A 15,975-nucleotide genomic window follows, 5' to 3' on the forward strand; every position below is an offset into this window, starting at 1 on the left:
TGACGATATGAATTCTCTGTTTGCCAGTACGGCGCGTGGGCTCGAAGAGCTGTTGAAAAGTGAGCTAGACGCGCTGGGTGCGCAGGATTTGCAGGTGGTGCAGGGCGGCGTCCACTTCCAGGCCGACGACCATGTAATGTACCAAAGCCTGCTGTGGAGCCGTCTGGCTTCGCGCATTTTGCTGCCGCTGGGAGAATTTGGCGTCTGGAGCGATCTCGATCTTTACGTGGGTGCGCAAAGTATCCCGTGGACCGAGATGTTCGACAGCAACACCAGTTTTGCCATCCATTTTAGCGGCACCAACGAGGTGATCCGCAACAGCCAGTTCGGTGCGCTGCGCATTAAAGATGCCATCGTCGATAGTTTTACCCGCCAGAATCTGGAGCGCCCGAACGTTGATCGTGAACAACCGGGCATCCGCATCAATGCGTGGCTCAACAAAGATCGCGTTAGCATCGCGCTGGATCTAAGCGGTGATTCACTGCATCAGCGCGGCTATCGCCAGCAAACCGGCGCAGCACCGCTAAAAGAAACCTTAGCGGCAGCCATCGTGATGCGTTCCGGTTGGCAGAGCAGTACGCCGCTGGTCGATCCGATGTGTGGTTCCGGTACGCTGCTGCTGGAAGCGGCGTTGATCGCCTGCGATCGCGCGCCTGGCCTGCTGCGTACCCATTGGGGCTTCAATCGCTGGAAGAAACACAATCAGGCTGCGTGGCAGGAAGTTTATGCTGCCGCGAAAGAGCGCGCGCGCGTGGGTACCGCCGCTGCGACCGCCCGTTTCTTTGGCTACGATAATGACAGCCGCGTGCTGGAATCAGCGCGCGCCAACGCCCGTCGTGCAGGCGTGTTCGAGCTGTTCACTTTTGCCCAGCAGGATGTGATTAAGCTGAAGAATCCGCTGGCGGGCAAAGAGATTACCGGCACGGTATTGAGCAATCCGCCGTACGGTGAGCGTCTGGAAAGCGAACCGGCGCTGATTGCGCTGCACAGCCAGCTGGGCCGCATCATGAAGCAGAACTTTGGCGGCTGGAATCTGTCGCTGTTCAGCGCCTCGCCAGAGCTGCTGAGCTGCTTGCAACTGCGTGCCGATCGCCAGTTCAAAGCTAAAAATGGTCCGCTGGAGTGCGTGCAGAAAAACTATCAGCTGGCTGCGACCAGCGCAGAAGGCGGCGCGCAGATCGCCGAAGATTTTGCTAACCGCCTGCGCAAGAATCTGAAGAAGCTGGAGAAATGGGCGCGTCAGTCGAATATCGATTGCTATCGTCTGTATGACGCCGATCTGCCTGAATACAACGTAGCGGTCGATCGTTACGCTGATTGGGTGGTGATTCAGGAGTATGCGCCGCCGAAAACCGTGGACGCTAACAAAGCGCGTCAGCGTCTGTTCGATGTGATCAGCGCTACGCTGAGCGTGCTGGAGATCCCGGCCAATCGTCTGGTAATGAAGACCCGCGAGCGCCAAAAAGGCAAAAGCCAGTATCAAAAGCTGGGCGAGAAGGGCGATTTCTTCGAAGTGCAGGAATTTGATGCGCGCCTGCTGGTGAATCTCACCGATTATCTGGATACTGGTTTGTTCCTCGATCACCGTATCGCGCGCCAGATGCTGGGCAAAATGAGCGCAGGCAAAGATTTCCTCAATCTGTTTGCGTATACCGGCACCGCCAGCGTACACGCCGGTTTGGGTGGCGCGAAAACTACCACCACGGTGGATATGTCGCGTACTTATCTGGAGTGGGCCGAGCGCAACCTGCGCCTTAACGGTTTAACCGGCCGTAATCATCGCCTGATGCACGCCGATTGCCTGAGCTGGTTGCGTGAGAGTGACGAACAGTTTGATTTGATCTTTATCGATCCGCCGACGTTCTCTAACTCTAAGCGCATGGAAGACGATTTCGACGTGCAGCGCGATCACATGATGCTGATGCAGAACCTGAAACGTTTGCTGCGTCGCGGTGGCACCATTATGTTCTCCAACAACAAGCGCGGCTTCAAAATGGATCTCGACGGCTTAGAACGTCTGGGTCTGCAGGCGCAGGAAATTACCCAAAAAACGCTGTCGCAGGATTTCGCGCGCAACCGTCAAATTCACAACTGCTGGCTGGTTAGCCACGCCGGTAAGGAATAAGTTTTATGTCACTGATTAGTATCCATGGCGCTTACCTCTCGTTCAGCGATGCGCCGCTGTTGGATAACACCGAACTGCATATCGAAGAGGGCGAACGCGTCTGTCTGGTTGGCCGTAACGGCGCCGGTAAATCGACGCTGATGAAAATCATCAACGGCGAACAGCCGCTGGATGACGGCCGCATCATTTATGAGCAGGATTTGGTGGTGGCGCGTCTGCAACAGGATCCGCCACGCAACATTACCGGTTCTGTTTATGACTTCGTTGCCGAAGGCGTGGCCGAGCAGGCGGAGCATCTCAAGGCTTATCACGCGATTTCCCATCTGGTGATGGAAGATCCGAGCGAGAAGAACCTGAACGAGATGGGTCGTTTGCAAACCATCCTTGACCATCAGAATCTGTGGCAGCTGGATAGCCGCATCAACGACGTGCTGCAGCAGATTGGTCTGGATGCGGATACCGAGTTGTCTTCGCTGTCTGGCGGCTGGCTGCGTAAAGCGGCGTTGGGCCGCGCGCTGGTGAGCAACCCGCGCGTACTGATGCTCGACGAACCGACCAACCACCTTGATATCGAAACCATTGATTGGCTGGAAACGTTCCTCAAGACATTCACCGGCAGCATCATCTTCATTTCGCATGACCGTTCGTTTATTCGCAACATGGCGACGCGCATTGTCGATCTTGATCGCGGCAAGCTGGTTTCCTGGCCGGGCAACTACGATTTGTTCCTGACCGGCAAAGAAGAAGCGCTGCGTGTCGAAGAGATGCAGAACGCCGAGTTTGACCGCAAGCTGGCGCAGGAAGAAGTGTGGATCCGTCAGGGCATCAAAGCGCGCCGCACGCGTAACGAAGGCCGTGTACGTGCCTTGAAAGCGCTGCGTAACGAGCGCTCTGCACGTCGTGAAGTGATGGGCAAAGCCAATATGCAAGTCGGCGAAGCGGCACGTTCAGGCAAAATCGTGTTTGAGATGGAAGATGTCAATTACAGCGTGGGTGGCAAAACCCTGGTGAAAGACTTCTCCACTCAGGTGCAGCGCGGCGACAAAATCGCCCTGATTGGCCCAAACGGTTGTGGTAAAACCACCTTGCTGCGTCTGATGCTGGATCAGCTAAAAGCCGACAGCGGCCGCGTGCATTGCGGTACCAAGCTGGAAATCGCTTACTTCGATCAGCACCGCGCTGAGCTGGATCCGGATCGTACCGTGATGGATAACCTCGCTGAAGGTAAACAGGAAGTGATGGTTAACGGCAAACCGCGCCACGTGCTCGGTTATCTGCAGGACTTCCTGTTCCATCCGAAACGCGCCATGACGCCGGTGCGCGCCTTGTCCGGCGGTGAGCGTAACCGCCTGCTGCTGGCGCGTCTGTTCCTCAAGCCAAGCAACCTGCTGATTCTCGATGAACCGACCAACGACCTCGACGTTGAAACGCTGGAATTGCTGGAAGAGCTGGTGGATGGTTATCAGGGCACTGTGATGCTGGTGAGCCACGACCGTCAATTCGTCGACAACACCGTGACCGAGTGCTGGATCTTTGAAGGCAACGGCGAAATCGGCACCTTTGTCGGTGGCTATCACGATGCTCAGCAGCAGCGCGCAGCCTATAAGCAGGGCAAAGCCTCGCAGGCTAAACCGGCTACACCAGTGAAAACCGCTGAGAAAAGTGACGCCGCCAAACGTCCGGCCAACAAGCTAAGCTATAACCTGGCACGTGAGCTGGAACTGCTGCCACAAAAACTGGAGCAGCTGGAAACCCGCATCGGTGAGTTGCAGGCTAAAATGAGTCATCCAGATTTCTTCAGCCAGCCACACGATAAAACCCAGCCGGTTCTGGATGCGTTAGCGCAAACCGAGCAGGAGCTGGAAGTGGCGTTCGAACGCTGGGAAGAGCTGGAAGCACTGAAAAACGGCGCGTAATCGGAAGGAGTCAGCATGTGTGCAGCGGATCAAGCGCATCAGTGGAGTCTTTGTCCACAGTGTGATTTAACAGTAAAGCTGCCCGCTGTACCGGTTGGCAGCCGTGCGCGTTGCCCGCGTTGTCACACCACGCTGCAAGCCAACTGGCAGGAGCCGCGTCGACGTCCGACCGGCTACGCCTTTTCGGCCCTGTTCATGCTGGTGCTGGCCAATCTGTTTCCTTTCATCAATATGCACGTCGCGGGATTGAGCAGCCAGATATCGCTGCTCGAAATCCCCCAGGTGATGGATCGCGAAGATTACCGCAGCCTGGCAACGCTGTTTCTGCTGTTTGTGCAGGGCATTCCTGCCTTCTGCATGATCACCATTATTCTGCTGGTCAATAACGTCCGCATGCCGCACAGCCTGCGGCTTGGGTTGGCGCGCGTGCTGTTTCAGCTGCGTAGCTGGGGCATGGCGGAAATTTTTATGGCTGGCGTGCTGGTCAGTTTCGTTAAGCTGATGGCGTATGGTGAGATTGGCCTCGGCAGCAGTTTCTGGCCGTGGTGTCTGTTCTGCGTGTTGCAATTGCGCGCATTTCAGTGTGTTGATCGCCGTTGGGTGTGGCACCGCATCAATCCGTTACCGCCGCTGCCGAAAACGCCGCTGGCCGGTGTTAGCGGCCTGAAGCAAGGTTTGCGTAGCTGTCCGTGTTGTACCGCGATTCTGCCCGCTGACCAACTGGCGTGCCCGCGTTGTGGTGTGAAGGCGCATGCGCGCCGCAAGCACAGTTTGCAATGGACGCTGGCGCTGCTGATCACCTCGGTGATGCTCTACATTCCCTCAAATATCATGCCGATCATGGTGACCGAAACGCTCGGTTCGCAATATCCTTCGAACATTATGGCCGGAGTAATTTTGCTATGGAGCGACGGTTCGTGGCCGGTGGCGCTGGTGATCTTCATCGCCAGTATCATGGTGCCTTCGCTGAAAATGCTGGCGATTGCCTGGCTGTGCTGGCACGGCAGCGGACGCGGTGGGCGCGATGATGAAAAGATGCACGTGGTTTATGAGGTGGTTGAATTTGTTGGCCGTTGGTCAATGATTGATGTGTTTGTAATCGCCGTTCTCTCTGCGCTGGTGCGGATGGGGCGGCTGATGAGTGTGTATCCTGCGCCGGGCGCGCTGCTGTTTGCCATGGTGGTCATCCTCACCATGTTTGCCGCAATGACCTTTGATCCGCGCCTGCTGTGGGATCGACAACGAGAAACTGAACGTAAGGAGCCGCGTCTTGACGGACAACCATCACGGGACTGCTAAGGTCGACCAGATTAAACGCTGGTCGCCGGTCTGGATTGTACCTATCGTCACGCTGTTAATCGGCGGATGGATTCTTTTTTATCACTTCAGCCATCAGGGCCCGGAAGTGACGCTGATTACCGAAAATGCGGAAGGCATCGAAGCCGGTAAAACCACCATTAAGAGCCGCAGCGTCAACGTCGGTGTGGTGGAAAGCGCGGTTCTGACCGACGATTTGCACCATGTAGAAATTAAAGCGCGTCTTAATTCGGGCATGGAAAAGTTGCTACAGGGCGACAGCGCATTTTGGGTGGTGAAACCGCAAATTGGTCGCGAAGGCATTACCGGATTGGGCACGCTGCTTTCCGGTGCCTATATCGAGCTGCAGCCGGGCGCGAAGGGCGATAAGCCGGAACGTTATCAACTGCTGGATGCACCGCCGCTGGCGCCGCCGGATGCCAAAGGCATTCGCATAACGCTCGACAGCAAAAAAGCCGGTCAGCTTAATGCGGGCGATCCGGTGCTGTTCCGCGGTTATCGCGTAGGTTCAGTGGAAACCAGCAACTTTGATACCGATAAACGCATGATGACTTATCAGCTGTTTATCTCGGCGCCTTACGATCGCCTGATCACCACCAACGTGCGTTTCTGGAAAGACAGCGGTATTGCTGTCGATATGTCTGCATCAGGCATGCGCGTAGAGATGGGATCGCTCACTACGCTCTTCAGCGGCGGCGTCAGCTTTGATGTGCCGGACGGCGCTGAGCTGGGCCGGGCGGCGGAGAACAAGGCGGAATACCATCTGTACGACGATCAGCGCAGCATCCAGGATTCGCTCTACAGTGCTCATACTGATTTCCTGCTGTTCTTCACCGATTCGATTCGCGGCTTGCAGGTTGGCGCACCGGTTGAGTTCCGCGGCATTCGTTTGGGTACGGTGTCACAAGTGCCTTATATGATTCCGGGCGTGAATCAGGCGCTGAATACGGATTATCGTGTGCCGGTGCTGATTCGCATTGAGCCGGATCGGTTTGTTAATCGCCTGGGCGGAGATTTCAATCTTGAGCAGCATCTGCAGGATGGCAAAAAACGCGGTCTGCGTGCGACGCTGAAAACCGGCAACCTGCTGTCTGGCGCGCTATTTATCGACCTCGATTTCTACGATAACGCACCGGCGTATCAAGGCCCGAATCAGGTGGCTGGCCTGGAAGTGATTCCAACCGTCAGCGGCGGCCTGGCGCAGATTCAGCAGAAACTGATGGCGGCGCTGGATAAGATCAACGGCTTGCCACTTAATCCAGTGCTGAATGAAGCCACAGGTACCTTGAAAGAGAGCCAGCGCACCCTGCAGCGGCTGCAGAAAACGCTGGATAACCTTAATCAGGTCACGGCGAATCCGGCGATGAAAAGCCTGCCTTCAGACATGCAGCAAACCCTGCGCGAACTGAACCGCAGCATGAAAGGGCTGCAGCCAGGTTCACCGGCTTACAGCAAGCTGGTGGGCGATATGCAGCGGCTTGATCAGGTATTGCGAGAACTGCAGCCAGTGCTGAAAACGCTGAATAGCAAAAGTAATGCGCTGGTGTTTGAGGCCAAGCCGGGCCAGGATCCACAGCCAAAGAGGGCGAAACAGTGAAAAAAGGGCTAATTATCGGGGCGCTGTTGCTGCTGGCAGGCTGCAGCAGCACCATTGAAAATACCTATTATCAGCTGCCTGCGGGCAGCAATGTGGCGCGCGTTGAAAGTGCCGCGGGCACTGGCCAACCGATGATTTGGGTTGAGCAAGTGACGGTACCGGATTACATGGCGGGCAACGGCCTGGTCTATCAGACCAGCGATGTGAAGTACGTGATTGCAGCTAATAACCTGTGGGCCAGTCCGCTCGATCAACAGTTGCAGCAAACGTTGATCAGTAATCTCAGTAAAGCGCTACCTGGCCGCCTGGTTGCCGGTGCGCCGCTGGGCGACACGCACGATACGCTGTCGGTAAACGTTACCGGTTTCCAGGGACGCTACGATGGACAAGTGGTGGTGAGTGGCGAATGGTTACTGCAGCATCAAGGACGCCTAATCAAACATGGCTTTAATCTGACGCTGCCGCAAACCGAAGATGGCTATGATGCGCTGGTACGTACTCTGGCTCTCGGTTGGCAGCAAACCGCACAACAAATCGCAAATAGTGTGGTTTCGCTAAATTAAGATTTGTTCGATGCTTATGCTAAGTCCTTGATTTACTGTAGTGTGATCGCAGTCAAATCAGGGGCTTTTTTTATTGCCTAATCAGCCAGATAGACAATCAACTGACAATTCTACATGGCACTTTAACGTCAAAAACATGACATTGGCGTGAATTTTGCGCATTGACCTTTCTTCTGCATCGGGTTAGAACATTACTGTGGTTGAACATTATATCGCCACTCTTTCTTTCCACCCAGATTCCACCAGACCTGAAATGAGGGAAACGAGGCATGAAGAGACAGAAGAGAGACCGCCTGGAACGAGCACATTCACGAGGCTACCAAGCCGGTATTACGGGCCGCTCGAAAGAGATATGCCCTTATCAATTGATCGATGCACGGTCTCACTGGTTGGGAGGTTGGCGTCAAGCCATGGAGGACAGGTCAGCGGTGGCCTAGCACTGCTGGATGTCTAACATTATGGAAGAAACCTCCGCTGCGTGCGGAGGTTTTCATTTGGAAGGATTAGAAAGCTGAGGTGTCTTTGAACAGACCCACTTTCAAATCGGTCGCAGAGTAAATCAGGTTCCCGTCAACGAAGACTTCGCCATCTGCCACGCCCATCACCAGTTTACGGTTAATCACACGTTTGAAGTGAATTTTATAGGTCACTTTTTTGGCGGTAGGCAGGACTTGTCCAGTGAACTTCACTTCACCCACGCCCAACGCGCGGCCTTTACCTTCTGCGCCCAGCCAGCCGAGGTAGAAACCTACCAGCTGCCACATCGCATCGAGGCCGAGGCAACCCGGCATTACCGGATCGCCAATGAAGTGGCAGTCAAAGAACCACAGGTCAGGGCGGATATCCAGTTCGGCTTCGACGAAACCTTTATCGAATTTACCGCCGTCTTCGGTCATTTTGACCACGCGGTCCATCATCAACATGTTGTTGGATGGAAGCGGCGGTCCATTTTCGCCAAACAGTTCGCCGCGACCCGAGGCAATCAGGTCTTCTTTACTATAGGATTCGCGTTTATCTACCATGTTCTCAATATGCCTTCTTTTAGTGAAGCCCGAATATTAGCGAACAGTTGTACGCTGAGCAATGTTATCAGCTGTGGTTGAACCAGTTGAGCCAACGTAGTGGCCACGGACGCAGGCGAGCTTCCTGCTGGTTCAGCTGGGTAATACGTTCCTGAATGGTGCTAAGCAGAGATTCGCCGCTTTCACTCTGCCAGGCAATGCCGGTCAGCAGCGGCAACGCTTCATCTACGCTCTCAATGGCCCAAAGATGGAATTGTCCGGCCTTAACCGCTTCCACAACATCCTGATTCAGACTGAGATGACGCGCGTTACTGGCAGGGAAAATGACACCTTGCTTGCCGGTCAATTCACGTGAATGACAGATTTGGAAGAAGCCTTCAATTTTTTCGTTCAGGCCGCCGACGGGCTGCACGTTACCAAACTGATCAACTGAGCCGGTCACCGCAATCTGCTGGTTAACCGGCTGATTAGCCAGCGCACTGATTAACGCACAGAGCTCGGCCAGCGAGGCGCTGTCGCCATCCACTTCGGAATAGGATTGTTCAAACACCAGTGAAGCGGAGAAGGGCAGCTGTTGCTCTAGCTCCAGCTCGGCAATCAGGTACGCTTGCATAATCATCATGCCTTTCGCATGGATGTTGCCACCTAATTCGGCTTTGCGCTCCACATCGGTGAACTCGCCATCGCCCGGATGTACCACACAGGTAATGCGCGAAGGTTCTCCCCACGGACGCGGATGGCCTGGGAACTCAACCACCGAAAGGCCGTTGATTTGCCCAACCACTTCGCCTTCGGTTTCAATCATGATCTGATTAAGCAGGATTTCATCACGCATGCGATCGGCGAGGAAGCCTTCACGCCATTGGCGCGCTTCCAGCGCTTCTTTCAACGCTTCGCCATTGATGCTGTCGCCATGCAGCGCCGCTTCTTGCAGCTGGCGACGAAGCCAGCGCGGGCAAAGCGGCAACGTGTCTTGATCACCGGTCATGCGTGCTGCTTCGGTGATCAACAATGGCCAGAAATCGGCTTCAGGCTGCGCTAATCCGGCTTGTTCGGCTTGCGTTAGCGTCCACTGGCACCATGACGTCATGTCATCTTCGTCGAGAATTTGTAAGCTCTCTTCGAATTCGCTATACAGCGCCATCTCATGAACTTCGACGTCCATTTCCTGGAAAGCGGCCAGTGCATCACGGTCGCCACACAGTACCAGACGCAGTTGCAGCGGTAGCGGGGGAATGGCGACAGGCAATGGTTGACGCTCATCCTGTGAATACCAATCGAAGCGACCTTGCTCAATACACTTACGCAAACGCAGCCACAGCAGCGGCTGTGCCAGTAAAGTGTTGACCGCAAGAATTAACGTACCGCCATTGGCGCGATGCAGTAAGCCCGGTTCAGGCTGCACACGGTCTTTATATTGACGTACGCAACCGAACAACTGTTCAGCTTCAATCCAGTCGGCGAAATGCACGCCGCCCTGGCTGGTGAAGGGGCGATTGATATCGGTTGGCGGTAGAAGACTGACGGTATCGCCCATCACATGATAGTCGCCACCGTAAAGAGAAATCTCATCCGGCTGGAAACGTTGCGCCGCATCGGCGATGCAGGCCAGGTAATCGCTGTTTTCCTGACTGCGTAACAGCAGCAGCGGAAAACCCAGGGTTTGATGATGCAAATGCGCCAGCGCATTCAGCAGACGCGGCTGAACCGCGGCAAGACTATCGCAATCTTCCAGTGAGACGTTCGAGAAAATGGATTGGTAGCGGTCGCTATCCGGCTGCAGGGCTTGCCACGTAATTTGAGTGCTGGTCAAAATATTCGCATTAGTCTGATTTAGGAAAAGCGCGATTATACAGGAATCAACCTGGTTAATCACGGCGGAGTTCCGGCCCGGATTGTGACGGCTGCAACATGTTTTTCCTTGCTGCATCCAGGAAAAAAGCTGTTATTCTTAGTTTGTTACGTGATCACGATGAGATTCCGATGAAATACCAGCAACTCGAAAATCTTGAAAGTGGATGGAAGTGGAAATACCTGGTGAAAAAGCATCGGGAGGGTGAACTGATCACCCGTCATCTTGAGCTTAGTGCGGCGCAAGCTGCGGTCGATACATTGTTGTCGATGGAAAACAGCCCGGTTGAGGTTAACGAGTGGATCGCCCAGCACATTCATCCCGATTTGGAGAATCGTCTCAAGCAGACGATACGTGCACGTCGTAAACGTCACTTTAATGCTGAGCATCAGCACACGCGTAAGAAATCGATCGATCTGGAATATCTGGTGTGGCAGCGTCTGGCAGGATTGGCGCAGCGTCGCAGTAATACGCTGTCAGAAACCATAGTTCAGTTAATTGAAGATGCTGAACGCAAAGAGAAGTACGCCAGCCAGATGTCTACGCTGAAGCAAGATCTGCAGGCGATCCTCGGAAATGGTGGCTCGGAAAAAGAGTAGAATCCTTTTCGTTCTCATTACATTCAGCCATAAAAAAACCCCGCCTTAGCGGGGTTTTTTACTGCGTGATAACTTAAGCCTGTGGCTGAGTTACAACGTCTTTGATACCTTTCACGTCGATTTCAACGCGACGGTCTGGCGCCAGGCAGTCGATCAGGGCATTGCGGCCTTTCACGCTGTCACAGGTGTTGCCAGTAACTGGGTTGGATTCGCCCATACCGCGTGCAGAGATCTTGTTAGAAGGGATACCTTTAGATACCAGGTAATCAACTACAGATTGCGCGCGCTTCTCAGACAGTTTCTGGTTGTACTGCTCTGAACCGATGCGATCGGTGAAGCCCAGTACTACAACAGAGCCGTCTTTCGGATCCATTGAGCTCAGCTGGCTGTACAGCTGATCAAGAGCCTGCTGACCTTCTGGCTTCAGAGTAGATTTGTTGAAGGTGAACAGAACGTCAGACTTCAGAGTGAAACGCTTGGTTTCAACAACTGGAGCTGGGGCCGGAGCCGGAGCTACAACTGGCGCTGCATCTTCATCCTGACCGAAACGGTAAGACAGGCCTACGCTCAGCATGCTGTTGTCTGGACGTGCACCAACGGTACCTGCGTCACCGATGTTGTTAACCCACTGGTAGTCCAGGCGAGTTGCCCAGTTTTTGGTCAGTGCGTATTCAACACCAACAGCAGCCAGCGGAGAAACGCCGGTGTCGTGGTCGCTGATGCGATTGCCAGTGTTGCTGTTAAACTGGGTAGAATCAGCACGCCATACCATACCACCCAGACGGGTGTAGACGTCGAAGTCTTCGGTAATTGGGTAGCTCAGTTTAGCAGCCAGCTGAACGCCTTGTGCTTTGAACGCGCCGTTTACTTCGTTGCCTTTGTTAGGCATACGGCCCAACCAGTCGTAGCCCAGCTCAAAGCCCAGATACGGGTTAGCCTGATAACCCAGGAAAGCACCAGCACCCAGCTGAGATTCGTGAGTTGGACCGTCGTTATTCACGTAGTCGTTACCGTAGTAACCAGTATCATGATACTGAGACCAGCCCAGTTTAGCACCGGTGTACCAGGTGTTATCTTTTGGTGCGGCCTGCGCTACGGTAGCGAAGCCAGCCAGTGCCACTGCAATTGCGATAGCTGTCTTTTTCATTTTTGCGCCTCGTTATCATCCAAATAGGCAATGAGCAAAAAGGTTGCTCTTTGTGTTAATCCTTCGCCGGGTCTAAACGCTCGCTTTTGACTCTACCGAAAAAACGGAGGTTATTGAGCACCCTGGCGAGCTAAAGTCTACAACGAGATTGGAAACTTACAAGTATGATGTGACGCCGGGCAGCAAAAAAACAGCGATTTATACACACATTTTAACAAATCATATGGCTAAATCTTCGGTATTAGAAAACAAAAAAGCGTCTAAGCCATTGTCATAGCTGGCGGGAAAAGAATCAGTAGCTTAGATGCAACTTTTGCAAAAAAAATGCTGAGAAAATTCCTGGATTTACTTAATGAAACAAATCTGAGGGAATTTTTGTCGCATTGGGTTGTCTGGAATGAGCATATTGACGTCCCTGCGGACGCAAAATCAGACCGAGCGCTTCACCTTCCGCCGCTGCTTGTTCTAATTCTAAACGCTCTTCATCGCTCAATTCGTACGGAATCCAGGCAAGAACGACGCTGTAATTACCTGTACGTAATGCCTTCACCATACTTTCAACGGTGTTAAAACGCTCAGATTCGGTGATATGCATACTCTTTTCTAACGGTAATCCCGACTGCTGCATCCAGCTACGATTGAGCTTATGAGCCGGAGTGAGCCACAGCTGCCAGCGCGATTGCTCGCTCAGCTGTTTTAGTACCGGGAGCAGCATAAGTTGCATCATTTCGGGTTGTTCGCTGGAGCGCAGTTCTGTGATTCCACCCAGCGAAGGTTGCGCTAAGCCAGGTGAAGCGAAACGATGTGAACGATCAGCAGGGCCAGAGAAATGAGTACGCATAATTTAATCACTCAGTAATGAACTGTATGGATGTACAGTAATGGCTTCCTGGATAAAGATCAACCTCAATTTCTGAAAACGCCTCGCAATTTCTGCACAAGATCCCGCACTCCTGCTTTTATTCATTGAACAGCTAAATCGTTTTTTTTATCTTCTAACCAGATGAATCTGCGAGCTTTTATAGGAAATTTCCCGCGCATGGAATCCATTGGAGGGGGCGTTATGAAGAGATATAACCCGGTAGTTGAGCAATCGAAAGCGCAGTTGGCGGCATTAGGTAAAATTGAATCACGCACGCAATTTGGGGGGTATGCGCTTACTATTGAGAAGGTGATTTTTGCTTATATCAATGAAGATGCGCTTTATCTCCGAGCCAGCGAGGCGCTTCACATCTATAACGCACAGCGTTCACTGGAACCGCTGATTTACCGCAAGCGTGGTGTGCCGGTGACCTTAAGCTACTTCAAAGTAGATACACAGTTATGGCAAAACCCTGATCAATTATTGCAGTTATCAGCCAGCTCATTGCGCGCCGCACAGGACGAAGCGGCTACCAGACTTGTCTCGCTGCGTTTGAAAGATCTGCCGAATTTAAGCCTGCGATTGGAGCTGATGCTGCATAAGGTGGGGATCAGTTCTGTGCGGCTGCTGTGTGAAACAGGATCGCGCCAAAGCTGGCTGAAACTGCGCGCGGTGAATAAGCACATTGGGTTAAAAACGCTGTTGGCGCTGGAAGGTGCAATAACAGGGCATCATGAAGCGGCGTTACCTAGCGCCATCAGGCAAGAGCTCTATGCCTGGTATCTAAAAATGCTCCGCCAGCATGCGGCGGCGGAGCATCAGCAGCCTTAATCGTTGACGAGGATGCGGCGTAGACGGGCAATTTCGGGCAGCAGCGCGACCAACAATCCCAATTGCTGAATCACTAATGGTGCGCGTGTATCCGGGCTGTTTTTCATCTCGCTCATGCGCTGCATTAGCGCCTGCTGCATCTCTGTGGCTTGCGTATCCGTAACCTGATCGATCTGCAGCACATCTTCTATGAAGCAGACCGCGTCATCCAGTAAGGTCAGCAAGGTACTATCTGCCAGCTGTTCGCGATGCGCTCCCAGCGCCGAGATATAGCTGAGGAAAGAGTGGTTCAGGCACAGTAGTCGAAACGCATTCTCACGCAGCGGTTGTTGTAGCTTGAGTTCGCCACTGATGTTGGACACCACCGACGCCAGCTCTGCATCGGCGTTGTGCGCATCGCGACGTGCCACGCGATAAGCTAGACGATTGTCCTTGCCTTGGTGGTATTGCTCCATAATCGCATCCAGATAGCGGCAGTTGGCATCCAGTGTTCGATCGGCAACAGCGGTGATTTTGCGAAAACGCCAGTCGGGCCAGACAAAAGCCACGGCTAGCCATGCCAGGCCACAGCCAAGCAAGGTATCCACCACGCGCGGTAGCGCCACTTCAAAGCCTTCGCCAAGCAAATTGAAGCACAGCAGAACCAGCAAGGTGATAAACAACGTGGCTTGCGCATATTGAATCTGGCGGAATGCGAAGAACAGCACGCCGCTCAGCACAATCAGCACCAGCTGACCTTCAATCGAGGGCACCAGCCACAAGACCGGCAGGCCGATGGCGATGCCGGCTAAGGTACCGCCGATACGCAAGGCGAGGCGGCGTCGAGTGGCGTTGTAATTGGGCTGGCAGACGAACAGGCTGGTCAGCAAGATCCAGTAACCGCGATCGACGCCGGTGATTTGAATAAAGGCGTAGCCAACGCACAGCACCAACGACATACGCACTGCATGGCGGAACAGGGCCGATTGTGGACTGAGATGGCGACTCAGGCGTAAGCGGATATCCGCCCAGCCGCTGAGCCCTTCGCGTGACAGATGGTGATCGCTCTGCGGGGACGGTTCGGCCAGCATCTGCTCTGACTCAATCGATGCCAGTTGCGCATCAATGGCACGCAGATTACGCAGCAGCCAAAACAGTGCATGAATGTGTGGATCCTGCGGCTCGTTCTGCTGAAGGCGTTGCAGCGCGGTTTCCAGCCGTTCAAAGGTACGTTCAAAATGGCTGTCGTGATGCCACGGCTGACGCAGCAAAATGGTCTCCGCCAGTTGCCGACACGCGCGCGCTTGCATGTTCATCAGACGCTGGAAACGGAACAGCACTTCGTTGTAACGCCAGTTATCACGCAGCAAATGGTATTGCAGATGCGAGGAGCTGGCGCGTTCATGGATATCCTGCGCGACAAAATAGTAGTGCAGGCTGCGACGCGTGCTGCGTGAACCGCGGTCGCCACGCAAACGACTTTGAATGGTGCTTTTAGTGAGATTGAGCTGGGCCACCAACTGGCTGTTGACCATCGCCGTGGCAACCAGCGTAGCGTCATCCTGATCGTCGCCATCGGGATCAAACAGGTTTGCTTTGGCTTCAAGATAGCGCGCCAGCTGGGAAAAACTGCCTGCCAGCTGTTCCTGCACCGGGCGCACCGGAAACATCAAATGACCAACAAAGGTCAGCAAGTTGTACCAAAGGGCACCGATCAACAGCAGCGCTGGCTGCATCCACCACTGTGGGAACAAGCCGATGCCCAGCATGGTGTAAACCGCAATCAGCAGCGCACCAAAGGCGATGGTAGCATAACGCTGTCCCAGCGCACCGAGCAAAATAAAGCCCCAGCTGGAAAGCGCCAGGCCCAAACCAAATCCCCACGGATGGGGGAACAACAGTTCAACCGACACCGACGCGATACAGAAACATACCAGCGTGATCAACAGGTTGCGCACGCGCCCAATCCAGCGATCGTCGAGATCCGCCAGCGCCGCGGCGACCACGCCAAGCGTCAGCGGAATGGTCCACTCGATTTGGTGCAGCCACCACGGCACCGCCGCGCATCCGGTTAAGGCAAAGAAGATGCGCAGCAAATAGCGTAGGCTGCTGTTAAACAGATAACGTCGCCAGCCTGGCAAGGCGTCATGAATCATTGAACGGCC

The 15,975-nt window shown here is 54.0% G+C and carries 13 protein-coding genes; 8 read left to right on the forward strand and 5 right to left on the reverse strand.

Annotated elements, in window-relative coordinates; translation table 11 throughout:
* Positions 1 to 7 precede the first annotated feature (7 nt).
* From rlmKL to rmf, 6 genes are all read left to right on the forward strand, one after another.
* Entirely contained in the window at positions 8 to 2,125 is a 2,118-nt protein-coding gene (rlmKL, locus tag K5Y32_RS02905; protein WP_222181752.1) for a bifunctional 23S rRNA (guanine(2069)-N(7))-methyltransferase RlmK/23S rRNA (guanine(2445)-N(2))-methyltransferase RlmL, read from the forward strand.
* A gap of 5 nt (positions 2,126 to 2,130) precedes the next feature.
* Positions 2,131 to 4,041, forward strand: a complete 1,911-nt coding sequence (locus K5Y32_RS02910; RefSeq protein WP_222181753.1) for an ABC transporter ATP-binding protein — start codon at positions 2,131 to 2,133, stop codon at positions 4,039 to 4,041.
* A gap of 15 nt (positions 4,042 to 4,056) precedes the next feature.
* A complete protein-coding gene (gene pqiA, locus K5Y32_RS02915) occupies positions 4,057 to 5,340 on the forward strand; it encodes a membrane integrity-associated transporter subunit PqiA (RefSeq protein ID WP_192413834.1) in 1,284 nt (427 codons plus the stop codon).
* Positions 5,312 to 6,955, forward strand: coding sequence for an intermembrane transport protein PqiB (gene pqiB / locus K5Y32_RS02920; protein ID WP_222181754.1), 1,644 nt, complete (start codon positions 5,312 to 5,314; stop codon positions 6,953 to 6,955). Before pqiA ends, pqiB begins: the two co-directional genes overlap by 29 nt.
* The gene (gene pqiC, locus K5Y32_RS02925) at positions 6,952 to 7,518 is read left to right on the forward strand and encodes a membrane integrity-associated transporter subunit PqiC (protein ID WP_101760925.1); all 567 of its coding nucleotides are present in this window, start codon (positions 6,952 to 6,954) and stop codon (positions 7,516 to 7,518) included. The genes pqiB and pqiC overlap by 4 nt, the downstream gene beginning before the upstream one ends.
* A gap of 269 nt (positions 7,519 to 7,787) precedes the next feature.
* Entirely contained in the window at positions 7,788 to 7,955 is a 168-nt protein-coding gene (gene rmf, locus K5Y32_RS02930; protein WP_071531634.1) for a ribosome modulation factor, read from the forward strand.
* Between the two features lie 66 nt (positions 7,956 to 8,021).
* On the opposite strand, the gene fabA is transcribed toward rmf, so the two are convergent.
* Both fabA and K5Y32_RS02940 read right to left on the reverse strand, forming a co-directional pair.
* Positions 8,022 to 8,540: a bifunctional 3-hydroxydecanoyl-ACP dehydratase/trans-2-decenoyl-ACP isomerase gene (gene fabA, locus K5Y32_RS02935; RefSeq protein WP_101760924.1), complete on the reverse strand. Its 519-nt coding sequence runs from the start codon at positions 8,538 to 8,540 to the stop codon at positions 8,022 to 8,024.
* Positions 8,541 to 8,607: 67 nt separating this feature from the next.
* Positions 8,608 to 10,470 (reverse strand): Lon protease family protein, encoded by a 1,863-nt coding sequence (locus K5Y32_RS02940; RefSeq protein ID WP_137385516.1) that lies wholly within the window; start codon positions 10,468 to 10,470, stop codon positions 8,608 to 8,610.
* A gap of 53 nt (positions 10,471 to 10,523) precedes the next feature.
* On the opposite strand from K5Y32_RS02940, the gene matP reads away from it, so the two are divergent.
* Entirely contained in the window at positions 10,524 to 10,991 is a 468-nt protein-coding gene (gene matP / locus K5Y32_RS02945; RefSeq protein ID WP_008101445.1) for a macrodomain Ter protein MatP, read from the forward strand.
* A 73-nt stretch (positions 10,992 to 11,064) separates the two neighbouring features.
* Here matP and ompA read toward each other — a convergent pair whose 3' ends face one another.
* Together ompA and sulA are read right to left on the reverse strand one after the other, a co-directional pair.
* Positions 11,065 to 12,138, reverse strand: coding sequence for a porin OmpA (gene ompA / locus K5Y32_RS02950; protein ID WP_222181755.1), 1,074 nt, complete (start codon positions 12,136 to 12,138; stop codon positions 11,065 to 11,067).
* A 349-nt stretch (positions 12,139 to 12,487) separates the two neighbouring features.
* The gene (sulA, locus tag K5Y32_RS02955) at positions 12,488 to 12,979 is read right to left on the reverse strand and encodes an SOS-induced cell division inhibitor SulA (protein ID WP_176970844.1); all 492 of its coding nucleotides are present in this window, start codon (positions 12,977 to 12,979) and stop codon (positions 12,488 to 12,490) included.
* A 222-nt stretch (positions 12,980 to 13,201) separates the two neighbouring features.
* On the opposite strand from sulA, the gene K5Y32_RS02960 reads away from it, so the two are divergent.
* A complete protein-coding gene (locus tag K5Y32_RS02960; RefSeq protein WP_222182877.1) occupies positions 13,202 to 13,831 on the forward strand; it encodes a TfoX/Sxy family DNA transformation protein in 630 nt (209 codons plus the stop codon).
* Here the strand turns inward: K5Y32_RS02960 and yccS are convergent.
* Positions 13,828 to 15,966 (reverse strand): YccS family putative transporter, encoded by a 2,139-nt coding sequence (yccS, locus tag K5Y32_RS02965; protein WP_222181756.1) that lies wholly within the window; start codon positions 15,964 to 15,966, stop codon positions 13,828 to 13,830. The genes K5Y32_RS02960 and yccS overlap by 4 nt on opposite strands.
* Positions 15,967 to 15,975 lie beyond the last annotated feature (9 nt).

It is taken from the genome of Pantoea sp. DY-15 (assembly GCF_019795935.1).
Classification (GTDB): domain Bacteria; phylum Pseudomonadota; class Gammaproteobacteria; order Enterobacterales; family Enterobacteriaceae; genus Pantoea; species Pantoea leporis.

Coding starts and splice junctions, on each gene's coding strand:
- rlmKL (WP_222181752.1), top strand. CDS start 8: ATGAATTCTCTGTTTGCCAGTACGGCGCGTGGGCTCGAAGAGCTGTTG.
- K5Y32_RS02910 (WP_222181753.1), top strand. CDS start 2,131: ATGTCACTGATTAGTATCCATGGCGCTTACCTCTCGTTCAGCGATGCG.
- pqiA (WP_192413834.1), top strand. CDS start 4,057: ATGTGTGCAGCGGATCAAGCGCATCAGTGGAGTCTTTGTCCACAGTGT.
- rmf (WP_071531634.1), top strand. CDS start 7,788: ATGAAGAGACAGAAGAGAGACCGCCTGGAACGAGCACATTCACGAGGC.
- fabA (WP_101760924.1), bottom strand. CDS start 8,540: ATGGTAGATAAACGCGAATCCTATAGTAAAGAAGACCTGATTGCCTCG.
- K5Y32_RS02940 (WP_137385516.1), bottom strand. CDS start 10,470: ATGCAGCAAGGAAAAACATGTTGCAGCCGTCACAATCCGGGCCGGAAC.
- matP (WP_008101445.1), top strand. CDS start 10,524: ATGAAATACCAGCAACTCGAAAATCTTGAAAGTGGATGGAAGTGGAAA.
- ompA (WP_222181755.1), bottom strand. CDS start 12,138: ATGAAAAAGACAGCTATCGCAATTGCAGTGGCACTGGCTGGCTTCGCT.
- sulA (WP_176970844.1), bottom strand. CDS start 12,979: ATGCGTACTCATTTCTCTGGCCCTGCTGATCGTTCACATCGTTTCGCT.
- K5Y32_RS02960 (WP_222182877.1), top strand. CDS start 13,202: ATGAAGAGATATAACCCGGTAGTTGAGCAATCGAAAGCGCAGTTGGCG.
- yccS (WP_222181756.1), bottom strand. CDS start 15,966: ATGATTCATGACGCCTTGCCAGGCTGGCGACGTTATCTGTTTAACAGC.